The sequence below is a fragment of the Actinomadura sp. NPDC000929 genome (genome assembly GCF_040492065.1).
In the GTDB taxonomy this organism is placed as follows: domain Bacteria; phylum Actinomycetota; class Actinomycetes; order Streptosporangiales; family Streptosporangiaceae; genus Spirillospora; species Spirillospora verrucosospora.
Window position 1 is genome coordinate 1 of sequence record NZ_JBEUPA010000165.1, and the last position, 17,417, is coordinate 17,417.

Sequence of the window (17,417 nt, forward strand, 5' to 3'; positions counted from 1 at the left end):
TCGGGGAGTGGGATGCCAGGTCCCCGATTGCCATGTAGCATCCAGTTGGGTGGCATGCACTACTCAGAGTGAGCGAACCAATGGTCAGCGCCGCCGTCGGCGCGTGGCGCCCCGCCGCCGGGCGGCACGAGGTCGCCGAGCGCGTGGCGGGGCTCGCCTCGGGCAAGCACGCCGCGAACCGGCACGCCATGTCGCTGTCGGCGTACGTGCTGGCCGCCCGCCTCGAACAGGTCGTCGCCGCCGCGAACGAGCGGCTGCACCGCATGTCCGGGGGGCGCTACGCCCTCGTCCACACCACGGAGAAGGCGGCGGGCGACCGCACCAAGGGCGCCGGGGGGCTCGGCCTGCGCGTCGCCGACTCCTGGACGGGCCTGACGCGCGACCCGGTCACCCTGTCGGGGGGCGAGTCGTTCATCAGCTCGCTGGCGCTGGCCCTGGGCCTCGCCGACGTCGTCACCGCCGAGGCGGGCGGCACCGAGATCGGCACCCTGTTCGTCGACGAGGGGTTCGGCACGCTCGACGAGGAGACCCTCGACGAGGTGATGGACGTCCTGGACGGCCTGCGCGACGGCGGCCGCGCGGTCGGCATCGTCAGCCACGTCGCCGAGCTGCGGGCCCGCATCCCGGCCCAGCTCCGCGTCACCAAGGACCGCGCCGGCTCCACCGCCGCGGTCGTCGTCTGACGCGCCGGAGGCTCCGGGCGCCGGTCAGGCGGAGATGTACTGCAGGATCACGTTGTGCACGTGGTGGCTCTTGTCGGCGCCGCGGAACTCGACCTCGTAGGTGTGGGTCCCGACGTTGATCGCGATCGAGCCGGTGGAGAAGTAGGACCCGGCCCACGACTTGTTGCTGACCACGCTCACCGAGGTGATGCGGGAGTAGGGCACGCTGGTGATGGCGTACTTCTTGCCGGCGAAGCTGCGGTCCTGGACGATGACCCGGCGGTCGGTGAGCCCGATGAACCCGGTGCCGGCGCCGATCGCGTCGTAGACGGCGATGATCTGCTCGCCGGGCAGCAGCCCGCTCTCGATCTGCTTGAGCTGGCCCGACCTGTCGTGCTGGACCCCGTCGCCCATGGCTCCTCCGGTGCTCGCGGCGTTCGTCCCGTTCCGTAGGGAGTGTCTCAGCCGCCGGGCGCGGACCGGGCGGCTTCCAGGAAGCCGACGCACCGGCCGAGGAGGTCGATCAGCGCCTGCCGCTCGGCGTCGGTGAACTCGGCGGCGAGCCCGCGCTCGACCTTGACGGCGCGGGCGTCGGCGTCCTCCAGGACGGCGGTGCCCTCGGCGGTGAGCCGCGTCTCCAGGATGTTGCGGTGCCACTCGTGCGGGGTGCGCTCGATCAGCCCCCGCTCCTGGAGGTTCTTCAGGACGGTGTTCATCGTCGGCGGGGTGACGGCGCACTTGCGGGCCAGCGCGGCGGCCGACATGCCCGGGTTGTCGGCGAGGTGCAGCAGGGCGGCGTACTGCGGGCTCGTGAGCCCGCTCGGCTTCAGCGCCGCCTGCTTGGCGCCGTTGAGCGCCTGCTCGGCGCGCTTGAGGTGCGAGCCGAGCCGCTCCGAGACGGGCAACGAGGTCATTCCCGCATGGTACCGAGCCCCTGAAGAGAAGACCGTTGACGAGCATTAGAGTTCTAACTATCGTATGTGCGCGTACTAATGATGCATTTCGAATGGAGAGTCATGTCGCGCATCCAGCGCTCCACCGCGGCGGCCGTGGCGGGCCTCGCCGCCGCCTCCCTCGCCGTCTCCGCGGCGCCCGCGTCCGCGGCCGCGTCGCGGATCTCCGCGGCCTACGTCCTGCCGGGCGACCGCGTGTACCCGGAGGGCATCGCCGCGGACCCGCGCACCGGGACGATGTACGCCGGGTCCTGGAAGGACGGCACGGTCTACCGCATGCGTCCGGGCCACCGGACGGCCGAGGTGTTCCTGCCCGCGGGCGCCGACGGCCGCCGCACCGCCAACGGCCTGAAGACCGACCGGGCCGGACGGCTGTGGGTGACCGACTCCTCGTCCGGCGTCGCGGTCTACGACGCCCGGAGCCGCGCCCTCCTGGCGCGCTTCGTCGTTCCCGGCGACGGCGCCCGGTTCGTCAACGACCTCGCCGTCGCCCCCGACGGCGCCGTCTACCTGACGGACAGTTCCCGCGCCGTCGTCTACGAGGTCACGCCGCGGGATCTGGACGCCGCCCGCGGCGGGACGGGGACGCTTTCGCCGCGCTTCGACCTGAGCGACGTCCTCGAACCGCACGAGCCGGCCGACTTCACCCTGAACGGGATCGTGGCCGACCCCACCGGGCGGTTCCTGCTGACCGACGACATGCTCGGCGGCGACCTCTACCGGCTCGACCTCGCGACCGGCGCCATCCGCAAGGTCGCGCTCAGCGGCGGCGACATGCGCAACGCCGACGGTCTCGAACTCCAGGAGGGGCGCCTCTGGACGGCGAACAACGTCGACAACGTCCTCACCCGCTGGCGCGTCGCGCCCGACGGGACGGGGGCCCGCCTCGAGCGCACGCTCGCGGACCCGTCCCTCCAGGTGCCGACGACGCTCGTCCGCCGCCACGGGACCCTCTACGTCGTCCGCTCGCAGTTCGACAAGGGCGGCCCGCTCGGCGAGGGCACCCCGGAGATCCCCTTCACCGTCGCCGCCGTCCGGGGACTTTGACCGCTGAACCGGCCATCGCGGGAATAGGTGAATGGCATTCATGGTCCGCCGGAAAACATGAAGATCTGCCGCGTTATGGAGGGGTATACGGGTCTAACTGGCTTTCTGTAGAAAGTCGGAGAATTGTGCTTCAATGGCCCTCGGGTGATCGCCTCGGACGGTTCGTCACCGAGCGAAAGGAGAGGCCATGACCGGCTCCCAGGACCGGGAGACCCGCTGGGTCAGGCCCGACTACGAGATCATCGAGACCTCGCTGGAGGTCACGGCGTATTTCACCGCCGAAAGCTGAGAACGGCTCATATGCGGTTGCGGATTCTCGGCACCGCGGCGGGCGGCGGCGTTCCCCAGTGGAACTGCGGATGCACCGGGTGCGCCGCCGCCCGCGCCCGTCCCGCGCTGCGCCGCCGGCACGCCTGCGTCGCGGTCGAGGCGGGCGGCGGGCGCTGGCTCCTGGTCAACGCGACGCCCGACGTCGCCGAGCAGATCGGGGCCGTCGCCGAGCTGCGCCCGGAGCCGGGGTCGCGGCGCAGCCCGGTGGCGGGCGTGGCCCTCACCGACGCCGAGCTCGACCACGTCCTCGGGCTCCCCCTGCTGCGGGAGGCGCCGGACCTGCACGTCCTCGCCACGGGCGCGGTCCGGCACGCCCTCTCCGGCGGCCTCCGGCTCGACGCCGTCCTCGCCCCCTACGCGAACCTGACGTGGGCGGAGCTCGGGGAGGAGGAGCCCGCCGTCTTCGGCGCGCTGGAGGTGCGGGCCGTCCGCGTCTCGGGGAAGCGGCCCCGCTACGCCGCCGGCCTCGACGCCCCCGGCGACGCGTGGTCGATGGCGCTGCGCGTCACCGACGGACGGGACGGCGGGACCGTCGTCTACGCGCCCTGCCTGGCCGCCTGGCCCCCCGCGCTCGACGCCGCGCTGAGCGGGGCCGGCTGCGTGCTCCTCGACGGCACCTTCTGGGACGACGAGGAGCCCCGGCGCTCCGGCGTCGGCGACCGGACCGCGACGGAGATGGGGCACCTGCCCATCACCGCCACGCACGGCCCGTTCGCCGAGCTGCCCGCCGCGCGCCGCCTCTACACCCACCTGAACAACACCAACCCGCTGGTCGACCCGAACGCGGACGGGCACCGCGCGCTGGCCGCCCTCGGTATCGAGGTCGCCGCGGAGGGCGCGGTGATCGAACTGTGAACCTCGAAGACCGGCTCCGCGCGCTCGCCGCCGAGCGCTACCACCACCGGCACCCGTTCAACGTCCGCATGCACGAGGGCCTGCTCTCCCCGGACGAGCTGCGCCGCTGGGTGCTCAACCGGTTCCACTACCAGCGCCGCATCCCGGTGAAGGACGCGTACGTCCTCGCCAAGCTCGGCACCGGCGACCTGCGGCGGAGCTGGATCCGCCGCATCCACGACCATGACGGCCGCCCTGGCGAGGACGGCGGCGCCGAGCGGTGGCTGCGCCTCGGGGAGGCCGTCGGGCTGGACCGGCGGGTGCTCCTGTCCGGCGAGGGCGTCCTGCCGGGCGTCCGGTTCGCGGTCGACGCCTACGTGGGCTTCTGCCGCGACGGCTCGCGCCTGGAGGCCGTCGCGTCCTCGCTGACCGAGCTGTTCGCGCCCGAGCTGATGGCGACCAGGATCGGCGCCTTCGAGCGCCACTACCCGTGGGTCGAGCCCGAGGGGCTGCGCTACTTCCGCGTGCGGGTGCCGCAGGGGCGGCGCGACTCCGCTGAGGCGCTCGCCCTCGTCCGGGAATGGGCGCGCACCCCCGAGGACGAGGATACGGCGCTGGCCGCGCTCGCCTTCAAGTGCGACGTCCTCTGGTCGCTGCTGGACGCCGTCGAGCACGCGTCCGCCGCCGCGGAGCCCTCCGATGCCGGCTGACCGGGCGGAGGGGGAGTGGCGGCCGGCCCTCGCGCGCTCCGTCGTCCTCAGGCACGACGCGGTCCGCGGCGCCGACCTGCTGCTCATGCCCGAGCGGGCGGTGCTGCTCAGCGCGACCGGCGGCCGCGTCCTGCGGCTCTGCGACGGCGCGAGGACGGTCGGCGACATCGTCGCCGCGCTCGGCGAGAGCTTCCCGGACGCGCCGCTCGACGACGACGTCCCCGAGTTCCTCGACCGCGTGCGGGCGGAAGGATGGCTGCGATGACCGGTGCGCCCGCCCCGTGGGCCCTGCTCGCCGAGCTCACCCACGCCTGCCCGCTGCACTGCCCCTACTGCTCCAACCCCCTCGGCCTCGTCCGGCGGGACGCCGAGCTAGGCACCGGCGACTGGGCCCGCGTCCTCACCGAGGCGGCGGCTCTCGGGGTCGTCCAGGCGCACCTGTCCGGCGGCGAGCCGCTGCTGCGCCGCGACCTCCCGGAGATCACCCGGGCCGCGCACCGCGCGGGCGTCCACACCCAGCTCGTCACGAGCGGCCTCGGCCTGACCGCGCGCCGGCTGGACGGCCTGGTCCGCGCCGGGCTGGACGGCGTGCAGCTGTCCGTCCAGGACGCGCGCCCGGAGCCGTCCGAGCTCATCGCCGGGCGGACGTCCTTCCGGGCCAAGGAACGCGCCGCCGGGGTCGTCGCCGCCTCCGGGCTCCCGTTCGGGCTGAACGTCGTCCTGCACCGGCACAACCTCGACCGCCTCCCGGAGATCCTCGACCTCGCCGCGGCCTGGGGCGCCGACCGGATCGAGCTGGCCAACGCCCAGTTCTACGGCTGGGCGCTGCGCAACCGCGCGGCGCTGCTGCCCTCGCGCGACCAGCTGGACCGGGCGAAGGCCGTCGTCGCCGAGCGCCGGGGACGGCCCGGCCCCGAGATCGTCTGGGTGGTGCCGGACTACTACGAGGGCGTCCCGAAGCCCTGCATGGGCGGATGGGGCGCGCGCTCCCTCACGGTCGGCCCGGACGGCTCCGCGCTGCCGTGCCCGGCCGCGTACGCGCTGCCGGACCTGGAGGCGCCGAACGTCCGCGACCACCCGCTGGCATGGATCTGGGCGGACTCGCCCGCCTTCAACGCCTACCGGGGGACCGGCTGGATGACCGGCCCGTGCCGGGAGTGCCCCCGCCGCGACACCGACTTCGGCGGCTGCCGCTGCCAGGCGCACGCCCTCACCGGGGACGCCGCCCGCACCGACCCCGCCTGCTCGCTCTCGCCCGACCACCACCTGGTGCGCGACCTGACCGCCGCCGCCGGCCACGGTGCCGGGGGCGGCTTCGCCTACCGGCGCCCGCCGCCGGACGTCACAGGTTCGTGAGCAGGACGGCGGGGTTCTCCACGCAGTCGGCCGCGAACCGCAGGAACCCGCCCGCCGCGCCGCCGTCGCAGACGCGGTGGTCGAACGTCAGCGAGAGCTGGGTCATCTTGCGCGGCACGACCGCGCCGTCCACCACCCAGGGGCGGTCGATGATCCGGCCCACGCCGAGCAGCGCCGCCTCGGGGTGGTTGATGATCGGGGTGGAGCCGTCCACGCCGAACACGCCGTAGTTGTTGAGGGTGAACGTGCCGCCCGTCAGGGACTCGGGCGGCAGCCCGCCCGAGCGGGCCAGGCCGGTGAGCCTGGCCAGCTCCGCGGCGAGCTGCGCGGTCGTCATCAGGTGCGCGTCCCGCACGACCGGCACCACGAGGCCGCGGTCGGTCTGCGCGGCGAAGCCGAGGTTGACGTGCCCGTACCGGACGATCTCCTGCCGGTCGGCGTCGACCGAGGAGTTCAGCTCGGGGAACTCCCGCAGAGCGGCCACGCAGATGCGGGCCAGCAGGGCCAGCAGCCCGATGCCGAGCTCGGGGCGGGACCGGCGCAGCGCGTCCTTGGCCTCGACCAGGGCGGTGGCGTCGGCGTCCACCCAGGTCGTCGCGTCGGGGATCTCGGTGCGGCTGCGGGTGAGCTTGTCGGCCACGGCGCGGCGGAGCCCGCGCAGCGGAATCCGCTCGGGCAGGGGACGGGCGGCGGGCGCCGGAGCCTCGGCGGCCGTCTCGGCGGGAGTGCCGGCGGCGGCGATGGCCTCCTCGACGTCGCGGCGCAGGATCACGCCGCGCGGCCCGGTGGGGGCGACGGCGCCGAGGTCGAGGCCGTGCTCGCGCGCGATCCTGCGGACGAGCGGGGAGATCACGCGGGGGGCGTCCGCGCGGCGGGGCGCCGGAGCGGGGGCCACGGGAGCGGGGGTCACCGGAGCGGGGGCCGCCGCCGGGGCCTTCGGGCCGCCCGCGCGGCGGCGTCCGCGCCGCCCCGGCCCGTGGCCGGTGCCGTAGCCGATCAGCACGTTGCCGGACCCGGCCTGTTCCTCCTCGCGGTAGCGGGCGGCGTCCGGGTGCGCGTCCGGGACGGCACGCACGTCCGCGGCGGGTTCCGTCCCGGCGCCGCCGGCGGGACCGACCTCGATCAGCGGCTCGCCGACCGCGAGGATCGCGCCCGCCTCCGCGGCCAGCCTCAGCACGGTCCCCGCGAAGGGGACGGGGACCTCCACCGCCGCCTTGGCGGTCTCGACCTCCACCACGACCTGGTCGACCTCGACGGTGTCGCCCGCGGCGACCTTCCATTCGACGATCTCGGCCTCGGTGAGGCCCTCGCCGAGGTCGGGCAGGCGGAACACCTGCCGGGTGGCGGCGGTCACGAGGCCTCCCTGTCCAGGTGCAGGACGTCGGGGACGTCGTCGAACTGGAGCCGGTCGACGGCGTCCAGGACGCGGTCGGCGTCCGGCAGGTGCGAGTGCTCCAGCTTCGGCGGCGGGTAGGGGATGTCGAACCCGGAGACCCGCAGCACCGGCGCGGCCAGCGAGTGGAAGCAGCGCTCCTGCACGCGGGCCGCGATCTCCGCGCCCACGCCCGCGAAGCCCTGGGCCTCCTGGACGACCACGCACCGGCCCGTCTTGCGGACCGAGGCGGCGACGGTCCCGTCGTCGAACGGGACGATGGTGCGCAGGTCCACCACCTCCAGGTCGCGTCCCTCCCGCGCGGCGGCCTCGGCGGCCTCCAGCGCCACCGGGACGCTCGGCCCGTAGGCGACCAGCGTCGCGTCCCGCCCCTCGCGGCGCACCACGGCCCGGCCGAACCCGGGGGCGCGCCGGTTCTCGCGGGTGACGTCGCCCTTGGCCCAGTAGAGCCGCTTCGGCTCCATGAAGACGACCGGGTCCGGGTCGGCGACGGCGTCGCGCAGCAGCCAGTACGCGTCGTCGGCGGTGGCGGGCGTGACGACCTTGAGGCCCGGCGTGTGGGCGTAGTAGGCCTCGCTGGAGTCGCAGTGGTGCTCGACGCCGCCGATGCCCCCCGCGTAGGGGATGCGGATCACCATCGGCAGCGACAGGCGGCCGCGGGTGCGGTTGCGGAACTTGGCCACGTGCGAGGCGATCTGCTCGAAGGCCGGGTAGGCGAAGGCGTCGAACTGCATCTCCACCACGGGCCGGAAGCCGCCCATCGCCATGCCCACGGCCAGGCCGACGATCCCCGACTCGGCCAGCGGGGTGTCGAAGCAGCGGTCCTCGCCGAAGTCCCGGGTCAGCCCGTCGGTGATGCGGAAGACCCCGCCGAGCGGCCCCACGTCCTCGCCGAAGACCAGCACCCGCTCGTCCTCGGCCAGCGCGTCCCGCAGCGCGGCGTTCAGCGCCTGCGCCATCGTCGTCGCGGGCATGTCAGTCCTCCCCGGGGAGCATCTCGGACGCCAGCAGGGCGCGCTGCTCGCGCAGTTGGGGCGTGGGTTCGGCGAAGACGTGGTCGAACAGCTCGAACGGGTCGGCCTCCGGGTCGGCGGCCATCCGGTCGCGCAGGCGCGCCGCGTACTCATCGGCGGCCTCCCGGGCCGACGCGACGTCCTCCTCCGAGAGCAGGCCCCGCCCGCGCAGGTGGGTCTCCAGCCGCGCGAGGGGGTCGGCCGCCTCCCACCGCGCGACCTCCTCGTCCTCGCGGTACCGGGAGGCGTCGTCGGCGTTGGTGTGGGAGTCCATGCGGTAGGTGTGCGCCTCGACCAGGAACGGGCCGCCTCCGGAGCGGGCGTGCTCGACGGCGGCGGTCAGGACCGACAGCACCGCGACGAGGTCGTTGCCGTCGACCTGCTCGGACCGGACGCCGTAGCCGACCCCCTTGTAGGCCAGGGCGGGCGCGGCGGTCTGCTTGGCCAGCGGCACCGAGATCGCGTACTTGTTGTTCTGGACGAAGAAGACCACGGGCGCGCGCAGGACACCGGCGTAGTTGAGCGCCTCGTGGAAGTCGCCCTCGCTGGTCCCGCCGTCGCCGACGAACGCCATCACCACGCCGTCCTCGCCCTTGCGGCGCAGGGCGTCGGCCATGCCCACGGCGTGGATCGTCTGGGTGGCCAGCGGCGTGCACTGGGGCGCGACGCGGGCGGCCGCCGGGTCGTAGCCGCAGTGCCAGCCGCCGCGCAGCAGCGTGAGCACCTCGACGGGGTCCATGCCGCGGGCGACCAGCGCCACCGAGTCGCGGTAGGTGGGGAACAGCCAGTCGTCCTCGCGCAGCGCGAGCACCCCGGCGATCTGGCAGGCCTCCTGCCCGCGGCTGGACGGGTAGACGGCCAGCCGGCCCTGCTTGGTCAGCGCGGTCGCCTGCCGGTCGAACCGGCGGCCGAGCACCATCCGGCGGTAGGCCTCGACCAGCGTCCCGTCCTCCGGGGCGCGGTATCCGGCCGGCGTCCCGGCGTCCGTCCCGTCCTCGGCGACGAAGCGCACCGGGACGGCGGAGGGGAGGAGGCCCTCGACCTCCTGATGAGGTGTCCGCACGGACATGGCGCCGCTCCCTTCCTGTGGACGGTTGTCGGTTCGATCGTCCGCTCGGTCGACGATCTGCTCAAGACATGGGGCACAATGAGCGACAAATGGCTCGTTCAGTGGCTATGGGGGCACCAATTGTCATCCGACGTGAGCGCGGAGGGCGTCCGGCCCGGACGTTCTGCCGCGCGGCTGGACGCCGTGGACCGCGCGATCATCGCCGAGCTGCTGCGCGACGGCCGGCTGTCGGTGCGGGCGCTGGCCGAGCGCGTGCACGTCTCGCGCGCCAACGCCTACGCGCGGCTCACCCGGCTGCTGGACGAGGGCGTCATCACCGGCTTCACCGCCGAGCTCGCCCCGCACAAGGCCGGCCTCGGCACCAGCGCCTACGTCTCGGTCACGATCGAGCAGAACTCCTGGCGCTCGGTCTCCGCCCGGCTCCAGGACACCCCCTACGTCGAGCACTTCGCGATGGTGGGCGGCGACTACGACGTCCTGGCCCTGGTCAGGGCCCCGGACAACGAGGCGCTCCGGCACGTGGTGCTGGAGCAGATCCAGGACATCCCCGGCGTCCGGGCGACCCGCACCTGGCTGGTCTTCGACGAGGCGCGGGGCAGGGGAGCGCAGTGGGAGGCCTGGGACGACTGAGCTCCCGGTCGCGCCGCGGGGTGGGTGCGCCGCCCTTCTTGCACGCTCGCGCGGCCTGTGTCAGTCTGAATACAGACCGATCGGTCAGTTAATAGGCCGAGTCCAGCCGGGTCCCCAGCGGGAGGAGCCCATGACGACGCCGCAGGCCGCGCCCCAGCCGGCGCCCGCCGAGCAGTTCGAGGCGACGATCGCGCGCAACGACCGGATCGAGCCGCGCGACTGGATGCCCGACGCCTACCGGCGGACGCTGGTCCGGCAGATCGCCCAGCACGCGCACTCGGAGATCATCGGGATGCAGCCGGAGGGCAACTGGATCACCCGCGCCCCCTCGCTGCGCCGCAAGTCGATCCTGCTGGCCAAGGTCCAGGACGAGGCCGGGCACGGCCTGTACCTGTACTCGGCGTGCGAGACCCTCGGCGTCTCCCGCGCCGAGCTGACCGAGATGCTGCTCACCGGCAGGCAGAAGTACTCCTCGATCTTCAACTACCCCACGCTCTCCTACGCCGACGTCGGCACGATCGGATGGCTGGTGGACGGCGCGGCGATCTGCAACCAGGTGCCGCTGTGCCGGACGTCCTACGGTCCCTACGGCCGCGCGATGATCCGCATCTGCAAGGAGGAGTCCTTCCACCAGCGGCAGGGCTACGAGCTGCTGATGACGATGATGCGCGGCACCGACGAGCAGCGGCGGATGGTGCAGGAGTCGGTGGACCGGTTCTGGTGGCCCTCGCTGATGATGTTCGGCCCGCCCGACGCGAACTCGCCGAACTCCGAGCGGTCCATGGCGTGGGGCATCAAGCGCAACAGCAACGACGAGCTGCGCCAGCGCTTCGTCGACATGACCGTCCCGCAGGCCGAGGCCCTGGGTGTCACGCTCCCCGACCCCGACCTGCGGTGGAACGAGGAGCGCCAGGCCCACGACTTCGGCGAGCCCGACTGGTCGGAGCTCTCTGCCGTGATCAAGGGCGAGGGGCCCTGCAACGCCCAGCGGCTGGCGCACCGCCGCCGGGCCCACGAGGACGGCGCCTGGGTCCGCGAGGCCGCGACCGCCTTCGCGCGCAAGCAGGCGGCCCGGAGCGAGGAAGGAGCCGGGACATGAGCGAGTGGCCGCTCTACGAGGTGTTCGTGCGCGGCAAGCGCGGCCTCAACCACGTGCACGTCGGGTCGCTGCACGCCCCCGACGACGAGATGGCCGTCCGGCACGCGCGCGACGTGTACACGCGCCGCAACGAGGGCGTCAGCATCTGGGTGGTGCGGTCGGACGCCATCACCGCCTCCAGCCCGGACGAGAAGGACCCGCTGTTCGCCCCCAGCGGCGACAAGGTCTACCGGCACCCGACGTTCTACGAGATCCCCGAGAACGTCCCGCACATGTGAAGGCCGCCATGGAAAGTCAGCACGGCTCGGTCTACGACGGGCTCCTGGACGGCGACAGCTCCCAGTGGGCCTTCGGGACCGACTTCGAGGACCCGCTGGCCGGCGTCGACACGACCGTCCCCGACGGCGTCGACCCGCACGCGCTCGCGACGTACTGCCTGATGCTCGGCGACGACGCCCTCGTCCTGTCGCACCGGCTCTCCGAGTGGTGCGGCAACGCGCCCGACCTCGAAGAGGACATCGCCCTCGCCAACATCGCGCTGGACCTGCTCGGCCAGGCGCGGCTGCTGCTCGCCCGCGCCGCCACCGCCGACCCGTCGGTCGTCCCGGCGCTGCCGGAGGGCTCACCGGTCCCGGCCGAGGACGCGCTGGCGTTCTTCCGCGACGCGGGCGCCTACCGCAACGTGCGCCTCGCCGAGCTGCCGAACGGCGACTTCGGGCACACCATGGCCCGCGTCCTGGTGTTCGCGACCGCCCGGCTGGCCTTGTTCGAGCGCCTCACCGGCAGCCGCGACGCCGTCCTCGCCGCCGTCGCGGCCAAGGGCGCCAAGGAGCTGGCCTACCACCGCGACTTCGCCGGCCGGTGGTTCCTCACCCTCGCCCAGGGCACCGAGGAGTCGCGCCGCCGCGTCCTCGCCGGGCTCGACGAGGTCTGGCGCCACCACGACGAGCTGTTCCGCACCCACCCGGTCGAGCGGGCGCTGGCCGAGGTGGGCGTCGCCGTGGACCCCGCCGCCACCGCCGGCGACGCCGACGCCGTGCTCGCGCAGGTCTTCACCGCGAGCGGCGTCGAGCGGCCCGAGGTGCCGCAGACGGGGATGCTCGGCGGGCGCGCCGGACGCGACGGCGTCCACACCGAGGCGCTGAGCCGGATGCTGGCCGAGATGCAGGTCGTCGCCCGCGCCCACCCCCTGGGACGGTGGTGACCGCCGTGACCGGAACCGCCCGCGCCGTCGCCGCGTCCGTCCGGGACCCGGAGATGCCGATGCTGACCCTGGAGGACCTCGGCGTGCTGCGCCGCGTCGAGGAGCACGGCTCCGCCGTCACCGTGGCGATCACCCCGACCTACTCGGGCTGCCCCGCGCTCGCCACGATGCGCGACGACCTCGTCCACCGGCTCACCGACGCCGGATACGCCGAGGTGCGCGTCGAGATCGAGCTGTCCCCGCCCTGGTCCAGCGACTGGATCAGCGAGCGGGGCCGGGCCGCCCTCGCCGCCGCGGGGATCTCGCCGCCCGGCCCGGCCCCGGCGCCCTCCGGGCCCGTCGCGCTCACCCTGACACCGACCCGCCGGAGGCTGCGCTGCCCGCGGTGCGGATCGGCGTCGGTCGAGCTGACCTCGGAGTTCGGCTCCACCTCCTGCAAGGCGCTGTACCGCTGCACCGGCTGCCTCGAGCCGTTCGAGCACGTGAAGGAGATCTAGCGGTGGCGCCAGCGACGTTCCACCCGTTGAAGGTCGCCGCGGTCGACCGGCTGACCGACGACTCGGCCGCGGTGACGTTCGACGTCCCGCCCGAGCTCGCCGGCGACTACGCGTTCGCGGCCGGCCAGAGCCTCACCCTGCGCCGGGTGATCGACGGGCGGGAGCACCGCCGGTCGTACTCGATCTGCGCCCCCGCGGGCGCCCGGCCCCGGATCGGCGTCCGGGAGATCCCCGACGGGATGTTCTCCTCCTGGCTCGTGCGGGAGGTCCGCCCCGGCACCGAGATCGACGTCCAGGTCCCGTCCGGCAGCCTGCGCGCCGACCCCGCCGAGCCCGGACGGCACCTGCTGATCGCGGCGGGCTCCGGCATCACCCCGATGATCTCCATCGCCGCCACCGTGCTCGCCAACCCGGGCACCGAGGTGCGGCTGCTGTACGGCAACCGCACCAGCGGGACCGTGATGTTCGCCGAGGAGCTCGGCGACCTCAAGAACCGCTACGGCCCCCGGTTCCAGCTCGTCCACGTGCTGAGCCGCGAGCCCCGCGACGTCGAGCTGTTCTCCGGCCGCCTCGACGCCGACCGCCTGCGCCGCCTGCTGGGCGCCGTGACGCCCGTCGACGACGTCGACCACGTCTGGCTGTGCGGCCCGCTGCCCATGGTCACCGGCGCCCGCGACGTCCTCGCCGAGTTCGGCGTCCCGCGCGAGAAGGTGCACGTCGAGCTGTTCTACGTCGACGAGCCGCCCCCCGAGGTGCGGCGCGACGCCCCGGCCGCCACCGGCGAGACCAGCGAGGTCACCGTCGTGCTGGACGGCCGGTCGAGCACCGCGCCGATGCCGCGCGACCAGCGCATCCTGGACGCCGCCCAGGCCACCCGCGCCGACCTCCCGTTCGCCTGCAAGGGAGGGGTCTGCGGCACCTGCCGCGCCCGCGTCACCGAAGGCGAGGTCGACATGGTCCGCAACTACGCCCTGGAGCCCGCCGAGGTCGAGGCCGGGTTCGTGCTCACCTGCCAGTCCCACCCCGTCAGCGCCGCCGTCACCGTCGACTTCGACGCCTGACCCCGTCAGGACGGCGGCGCGGCCAGCCCGTCGAACGCGATCGCGGTGATGGCGTCCGACAGGTCGTCGGCGCTCACCTCGCCGCCCGGCCGGTACCACTCGACCAGCGAGTTGACCATCCCGAACAGGAGCCGGCTCACCAGCTCCGGCGGCACGTCCGCGCGCACCGCCCCCTCCGCGGCCGCCGCGCGCACCAGCTCCGCCAGCCGCGCGTCGATCCACCGCCGCCGCTGGAGCGCCGCCAGCTCCACCTCGCTGTTCCCCCGCACCCGCAGCAGCAGCGTCACCGCCGGCTGGTGCGCCACCAGCACCCGCACGCTCTCCCGCACCACCGACCGCAGCCGCTCGTACGCGCTGCCCGCCGACTCGTCCTGCGCCTCGCGGATCACCGCCGTCAACTCGTCGAGCGCCTCGTCCAGGGCCAGCGCGAGCAGATGCGTCTTGCCCGGCACATGGTGGTAGATCGCCGACTTGCTGAACCCGAGCTCCTCAGCGAGGTCCCCCATGCTGGTCCCCTCGTAGCCCTTCCGATTGAAGAGCTCGATGGCCCGCCGCAAAACCGTGGCCTGGTCGTACCCCGGCCTCCCGCGTTTCATTTGCTTTTTTCTCCTCCTTCGGGCGCTGAGCGCCCTCCATCGTCGATAAAAGCGGGCGATCGCTGGCATCGCTCCGTCTCGCCTTGCGGCTCGCTGCTGTGTCTTATGGCGGTGCCCTCCTCCTTCGGGCCTGGCGGCCCTCCATCGTCGGGCACCGCATGCGATCGCTGGCATCGCTCCGTCTCGCCTTGCGGCTCGCTGCGCGATCAGATTCTCGCAGGCTCGAATCTGCCTTCGGACGCGATCGCCATCCTGAGGTCGTCGCGTGGTTGCGGTAGGGGCTGAGGTCGTTGCGGGTGGCGGGTTTGGGGGGCGCTCTCTCGCGGGTCGGTCGACAGGTTGGTGGTGGGGAGGGGTTTTCATGTAGCACGTTTGTGTTTATGGTCGTCGGTGTCGGGGGCGCATCACCTGTCCGGATACGCTCCCGAACCGGAGGCCCGCTGTGGCGCTCTCCTTCCTCGACCTGCGGCACACCGTCGCGGAACCGGGCTACAACCGCTGGCTGATTCCACCCGCCGCGCTCGCCGTGCACCTGTGCATCGGGCAGGCCTACGCCACCAGCGTCTACAAGACGGCGCTCGTCGAGCACTTCGACGCCAGCCTCACCGCGGTCGGCGTCGTCTTCTCCATCGCGATCGTGATGCTCGGCGCGTCCGCGGCGGTCATGGGCACGTGGGTCGACCGCGTCGGGCCGCGGCGGGCGATGTTCACCGCCGCCTGCTTCTGGGCGTCGGGGTTCCTGGTCGGGGCGCTCGGCATCGCCGCCGGGCAGCTCTGGCTGGTCTACCTCGGCTACGGCTTCATCGGCGGCATCGGCCTCGGCATCGGCTACATCTCGCCCGTGTCGACCCTGATCAGATGGTTCCCGGACCGGCCGGGCCTGGCGACCGGCATGGCCATCATGGGCTTCGGCGGGGGCGCGCTGGTCGCCTCGCCGCTGTCGCGGCGGCTGCTGTCGCTCTACGACCCGGGCGGCGACCCCGCGTCCGGCGCCGCCGTCGCCCTGCTGTTCGTCACGCTGAGCGTCGCCTACTTCCTGGTGATGATGCTCGGGGTGTTCACCGTGCGGGTGCCGCCGCCGGGATGGCGGCCCGCCGGGGCCGCCTCCGCGACGGAACGGGCCGGCGCTCCGCGCGGCGTCTCGGCGGCGTCGGCGATCAGGACGCCGCAGTTCTGGCTGCTCTGGACGGTGCTGTTCTGCAACGTCACCGCCGGGATCGGGATCCTGGAACAGGCCGGGCCGATGATCGGCGACTTCTTCCGCTCCGGCGGCTCGACCTCGGTGTCGGCGACCGAGGCGGCCGGGTTCGTCGGACTGCTGTCGATCTTCAACATGGCCGGGCGGTTCGTCTGGTCCTCGACCTCGGACTACCTCGGCCGCAAACCGGTCTACGTCGGCTACCTCGGCGCCGGCATGGCCGCCTACGTGCTGCTGGCGCTCTTCGGGGACGCCTCGACGGCGTTCTTCGTCGCCCTCGCCGCACTGATCATCTCCTTCTACGGCGGCGGGTTCGCCACCGTCCCGGCGTACCTGCGGGACCTGTTCGGCACCTACCAGGTCGGCGCCGTCCACGGCCGGCTGCTGACCGCGTGGTCGGCGGCGGGCATCGCCGGGCCGCTGATCGTGAACCGGTTCCTGGACGCCCGCGGCGAACCGGGCGCCCTGGCGGCCGCCGACTACCGGCCCGCCCTGTTCACGATGGTCGGGGTCCTCGCGGTCGGCTTCGCCGCGAACCTGCTCATCCGCCCGGTGGCGGAGCGGCACCACGTGGCGGACGCCGAGGCCCCCGTGACCGACCCCAGCCCGGCCACCTGAGAGCGAAGGAGGAGCACCATGGAGTCAACGCCGGACGAGAGCCCCCCTGACAGGGCGGCGGCGCGCCTCGCCGTCTCCTGGTCCGTCGTCGGCATCCCGCTGATCTACGGCGTGGTGGAGACGGTCAGGGCGATCCTCCCCCTCTTCGGCGGCTGACCGCGAGGACGCGCACGAGCGCTTGCAGCGCCGACTCGAAGGCGTGGTCCGGAGGCGTCGCGTAGCCCACCACCAGGCCGTCCTGGGGCGGAAGGCGGGCGCCGGGGTGGCGGAACGCCGACAGGGCGTCGACCGCCACTCCCGCGCGGGTCGCGGACGCCAGAGCGCCGGGCTCGGTGCCGGACGGCAGGCGCAGGACGGCGTGCAGACCGGCGGCGATGCCCGTCGCGTGGACGTGGGGCGCGTGCTCGGCCAGGGCGGTGACGAAGCGGTCGCGGCGGGCGCGGTACCTCTGGCGCATCCGGCGGACGTGGCGGTCGTAGGAGCCGGAGTCGAGGAAGTCGGCCAGGGCCAGCTGGTCGAGGACGCTCGCCCACGCTTCGCGCTCGCCCTTGGCCGTGAGGACGCCGTCCACCAGGCGGTCGGGCAGGACCATCCATCCGAGCCGGACGGCGGGGGACAGGCTCTTGCTGACGGAGCCGACGTACACGACCCGGTCGGGGGCCAGGCCCTGCACCGCGCCGACGGGTTGGCGGTCGTAGCGGAACTCGCCGTCGTAGTCGTCCTCGATGATGAGCCCGTCCGACGCGGCGGCCCATTCCACCACCGCCGTGCGTCTGCGCGAATGCAGCGGGCCGCCTGTGGGGAACTGGTGCGCGGGTGTCAGGAGGACGGTGCGCTCGGCTTCGGAAAGCTCGTCGACCCGGGCTCCGTCGCCGTCGACGGTGAGCGGACGGGTGCGCGTGCCGGTCTGGTCGAGCAGGGCCCTGTGGAAGGGGAGGCCGTACCCCTCGACCGCCAGCGGCCCGGGCAGCACCCCGCCGCCGAACAGCAGGCGCAGGGCGTGGGCGAATCCGGAGCAGACCACGATGTGGTCGGCGTCGGTCCGCACGCCGCGGGTGCGGGCCAGGTAGGCGACCAGCGCGCGGCGCAGCTCGGGGCGACCGCGCGGGTCCCCGGGGCCGAAGGCCTCGTTCGGCGCCGCGGTGAC

The 17,417-nt window shown here is 73.8% G+C and carries 21 protein-coding genes and 1 pseudogene; 15 read left to right on the top strand and 7 right to left on the bottom strand.

Annotated elements, in window-relative coordinates; genetic code table 11:
* Positions 1–107: 107 nt before the first annotated feature.
* Positions 108–683, top strand: a pseudogene (locus ABWI04_RS36170) (SbcC/MukB-like Walker B domain-containing protein); the annotation flags it as partial.
* Between the two features lie 24 nt (positions 684–707).
* On the opposite strand, the gene ABWI04_RS36175 reads toward ABWI04_RS36170, so the two are convergent.
* Together ABWI04_RS36175 and ABWI04_RS36180 are read right to left on the bottom strand one after the other, a co-directional pair.
* Positions 708–1,076 (bottom strand): PH domain-containing protein, encoded by a 369-nt coding sequence (locus ABWI04_RS36175; RefSeq protein WP_345182195.1) that lies wholly within the window; start codon positions 1,074–1,076, stop codon positions 708–710.
* Between the two features lie 47 nt (positions 1,077–1,123).
* The gene (locus ABWI04_RS36180; protein WP_345182197.1) at positions 1,124–1,576 is read right to left on the bottom strand and encodes a MarR family winged helix-turn-helix transcriptional regulator; all 453 of its coding nucleotides are present in this window, start codon (positions 1,574–1,576) and stop codon (positions 1,124–1,126) included.
* 102 nt (positions 1,577–1,678) lie between these two features.
* On the opposite strand from ABWI04_RS36180, the gene ABWI04_RS36185 reads away from it, so the two are divergent.
* The 6 genes from ABWI04_RS36185 (at position 1,679) to pqqE (ending at position 5,892) form a co-directional block, all read left to right on the top strand.
* Positions 1,679–2,662: an SMP-30/gluconolactonase/LRE family protein gene (locus ABWI04_RS36185; RefSeq protein WP_353835207.1), complete on the top strand. Its 984-nt coding sequence runs from the start codon at positions 1,679–1,681 to the stop codon at positions 2,660–2,662.
* A 187-nt stretch (positions 2,663–2,849) separates the two neighbouring features.
* Positions 2,850–2,951: a pyrroloquinoline quinone precursor peptide PqqA gene (gene pqqA, locus ABWI04_RS36190; RefSeq protein ID WP_345182202.1), complete on the top strand. Its 102-nt coding sequence runs from the start codon at positions 2,850–2,852 to the stop codon at positions 2,949–2,951.
* Positions 2,952–2,962: 11 nt separating this feature from the next.
* Positions 2,963–3,847 (top strand): pyrroloquinoline quinone biosynthesis protein PqqB, encoded by an 885-nt coding sequence (gene pqqB, locus ABWI04_RS36195; protein ID WP_353835208.1) that lies wholly within the window; start codon positions 2,963–2,965, stop codon positions 3,845–3,847.
* Entirely contained in the window at positions 3,844–4,536 is a 693-nt protein-coding gene (gene pqqC, locus ABWI04_RS36200; protein ID WP_353835209.1) for a pyrroloquinoline-quinone synthase PqqC, read from the top strand. Before pqqB ends, pqqC begins: the two co-directional genes overlap by 4 nt.
* Positions 4,526–4,801, top strand: a complete 276-nt coding sequence (pqqD, locus tag ABWI04_RS36205) for a pyrroloquinoline quinone biosynthesis peptide chaperone PqqD (RefSeq protein ID WP_345182208.1) — start codon at positions 4,526–4,528, stop codon at positions 4,799–4,801. The genes pqqC and pqqD overlap by 11 nt, the downstream gene beginning before the upstream one ends.
* Positions 4,798–5,892, top strand: a complete 1,095-nt coding sequence (pqqE, locus tag ABWI04_RS36210; protein ID WP_345182210.1) for a pyrroloquinoline quinone biosynthesis protein PqqE — start codon at positions 4,798–4,800, stop codon at positions 5,890–5,892. Before pqqD ends, pqqE begins: the two co-directional genes overlap by 4 nt.
* On the opposite strand, the gene ABWI04_RS36215 is transcribed toward pqqE, so the two are convergent.
* Genes ABWI04_RS36215 through pdhA form a run of 3 tightly spaced genes read right to left on the bottom strand, consistent with a single transcriptional unit; the run spans position 5,879 to position 9,367 of the window.
* Positions 5,879–7,246, bottom strand: coding sequence for a dihydrolipoamide acetyltransferase family protein (locus tag ABWI04_RS36215; RefSeq protein ID WP_353835210.1), 1,368 nt, complete (start codon positions 7,244–7,246; stop codon positions 5,879–5,881). The two genes, pqqE and ABWI04_RS36215, sit on opposite strands and share 14 nt — an antisense overlap.
* On the bottom strand, positions 7,243–8,259 hold the full coding sequence (locus ABWI04_RS36220) for an alpha-ketoacid dehydrogenase subunit beta (protein ID WP_353835211.1): 1,017 nt from the start codon (positions 8,257–8,259) through the stop codon (positions 7,243–7,245). The genes ABWI04_RS36215 and ABWI04_RS36220 overlap by 4 nt, the downstream gene beginning before the upstream one ends.
* Before the next feature lies 1 nt (position 8,260).
* A complete protein-coding gene (pdhA, locus tag ABWI04_RS36225; protein WP_353835212.1) occupies positions 8,261–9,367 on the bottom strand; it encodes a pyruvate dehydrogenase (acetyl-transferring) E1 component subunit alpha in 1,107 nt (368 codons plus the stop codon).
* A gap of 132 nt (positions 9,368–9,499) precedes the next feature.
* On the opposite strand from pdhA, the gene ABWI04_RS36230 reads away from it, so the two are divergent.
* The 6 genes from ABWI04_RS36230 (at position 9,500) to paaE (ending at position 13,858) form a co-directional block, all read left to right on the top strand.
* Positions 9,500–9,997 carry an Lrp/AsnC family transcriptional regulator gene (locus ABWI04_RS36230; protein ID WP_345182219.1) on the top strand — a complete coding sequence of 166 codons (498 nt, stop codon included), beginning with the start codon at positions 9,500–9,502 and terminating at the stop codon, positions 9,995–9,997.
* Between the two features lie 130 nt (positions 9,998–10,127).
* Positions 10,128–11,096 carry a 1,2-phenylacetyl-CoA epoxidase subunit PaaA gene (gene paaA / locus ABWI04_RS36235; RefSeq protein WP_345182222.1) on the top strand — a complete coding sequence of 323 codons (969 nt, stop codon included), beginning with the start codon at positions 10,128–10,130 and terminating at the stop codon, positions 11,094–11,096.
* Complete coding sequence (gene paaB, locus ABWI04_RS36240; RefSeq protein ID WP_089315753.1) at positions 11,093–11,374, top strand: 1,2-phenylacetyl-CoA epoxidase subunit PaaB; 282 nt, start codon at positions 11,093–11,095, stop codon at positions 11,372–11,374. Before paaA ends, paaB begins: the two co-directional genes overlap by 4 nt.
* Before the next feature lie 8 nt (positions 11,375–11,382).
* On the top strand, positions 11,383–12,300 hold the full coding sequence (gene paaC, locus ABWI04_RS36245) for a 1,2-phenylacetyl-CoA epoxidase subunit PaaC (protein WP_345182227.1): 918 nt from the start codon (positions 11,383–11,385) through the stop codon (positions 12,298–12,300).
* Entirely contained in the window at positions 12,297–12,797 is a 501-nt protein-coding gene (paaD, locus tag ABWI04_RS36250) for a 1,2-phenylacetyl-CoA epoxidase subunit PaaD (RefSeq protein ID WP_378187825.1), read from the top strand. The genes paaC and paaD overlap by 4 nt, the downstream gene beginning before the upstream one ends.
* Positions 12,798–12,799: 2 nt before the next feature.
* Positions 12,800–13,858, top strand: a complete 1,059-nt coding sequence (gene paaE / locus ABWI04_RS36255; RefSeq protein WP_345182231.1) for a 1,2-phenylacetyl-CoA epoxidase subunit PaaE — start codon at positions 12,800–12,802, stop codon at positions 13,856–13,858.
* A gap of 5 nt (positions 13,859–13,863) precedes the next feature.
* Here paaE and ABWI04_RS36260 read toward each other — a convergent pair whose 3' ends face one another.
* A complete protein-coding gene (locus ABWI04_RS36260) occupies positions 13,864–14,454 on the bottom strand; it encodes a TetR/AcrR family transcriptional regulator (protein ID WP_353835213.1) in 591 nt (196 codons plus the stop codon).
* A 442-nt stretch (positions 14,455–14,896) separates the two neighbouring features.
* Here ABWI04_RS36260 and ABWI04_RS36265 point away from each other — a divergent pair, with 442 nt between their 5' ends.
* Positions 14,897–16,270 (top strand): OFA family MFS transporter, encoded by a 1,374-nt coding sequence (locus ABWI04_RS36265; RefSeq protein WP_353835214.1) that lies wholly within the window; start codon positions 14,897–14,899, stop codon positions 16,268–16,270.
* Positions 16,271–16,288: 18 nt separating this feature from the next.
* Positions 16,289–16,426, top strand: coding sequence for an MFS transporter small subunit (locus ABWI04_RS36270; protein ID WP_353835215.1), 138 nt, complete (start codon positions 16,289–16,291; stop codon positions 16,424–16,426).
* Here the strand turns inward: ABWI04_RS36270 and ABWI04_RS36275 are convergent.
* Positions 16,395–17,417: aminotransferase-like domain-containing protein (locus ABWI04_RS36275; protein WP_353835216.1), on the bottom strand; the 1,023-nt coding region annotated here is incomplete at its 5' end. The two genes, ABWI04_RS36270 and ABWI04_RS36275, sit on opposite strands and share 32 nt — an antisense overlap.

Bases quoted from the DNA above. Each gene is read 5' to 3' on its own strand.
- ABWI04_RS36270 (WP_353835215.1), top strand. From the start codon at position 16,289: ATGGAGTCAACGCCGGACGAGAGCCCCCCTGACAGGGCGGCGGCGCGC.
- paaA (WP_345182222.1), top strand. From the start codon at position 10,128: ATGACGACGCCGCAGGCCGCGCCCCAGCCGGCGCCCGCCGAGCAGTTC.
- paaB (WP_089315753.1), top strand. From the start codon at position 11,093: ATGAGCGAGTGGCCGCTCTACGAGGTGTTCGTGCGCGGCAAGCGCGGC.
- pqqA (WP_345182202.1), top strand. From the start codon at position 2,850: ATGACCGGCTCCCAGGACCGGGAGACCCGCTGGGTCAGGCCCGACTAC.
- ABWI04_RS36260 (WP_353835213.1), bottom strand. From the start codon at position 14,454: ATGAAACGCGGGAGGCCGGGGTACGACCAGGCCACGGTTTTGCGGCGG.
- pdhA (WP_353835212.1), bottom strand. From the start codon at position 9,367: ATGTCCGTGCGGACACCTCATCAGGAGGTCGAGGGCCTCCTCCCCTCC.
- pqqE (WP_345182210.1), top strand. From the start codon at position 4,798: ATGACCGGTGCGCCCGCCCCGTGGGCCCTGCTCGCCGAGCTCACCCAC.
- paaC (WP_345182227.1), top strand. From the start codon at position 11,383: ATGGAAAGTCAGCACGGCTCGGTCTACGACGGGCTCCTGGACGGCGAC.
- ABWI04_RS36185 (WP_353835207.1), top strand. From the start codon at position 1,679: ATGTCGCGCATCCAGCGCTCCACCGCGGCGGCCGTGGCGGGCCTCGCC.
- pqqD (WP_345182208.1), top strand. From the start codon at position 4,526: ATGCCGGCTGACCGGGCGGAGGGGGAGTGGCGGCCGGCCCTCGCGCGC.
- ABWI04_RS36220 (WP_353835211.1), bottom strand. From the start codon at position 8,259: ATGCCCGCGACGACGATGGCGCAGGCGCTGAACGCCGCGCTGCGGGAC.
- ABWI04_RS36175 (WP_345182195.1), bottom strand. From the start codon at position 1,076: ATGGGCGACGGGGTCCAGCACGACAGGTCGGGCCAGCTCAAGCAGATC.
- ABWI04_RS36180 (WP_345182197.1), bottom strand. From the start codon at position 1,576: ATGACCTCGTTGCCCGTCTCGGAGCGGCTCGGCTCGCACCTCAAGCGC.
- pqqB (WP_353835208.1), top strand. From the start codon at position 2,963: ATGCGGTTGCGGATTCTCGGCACCGCGGCGGGCGGCGGCGTTCCCCAG.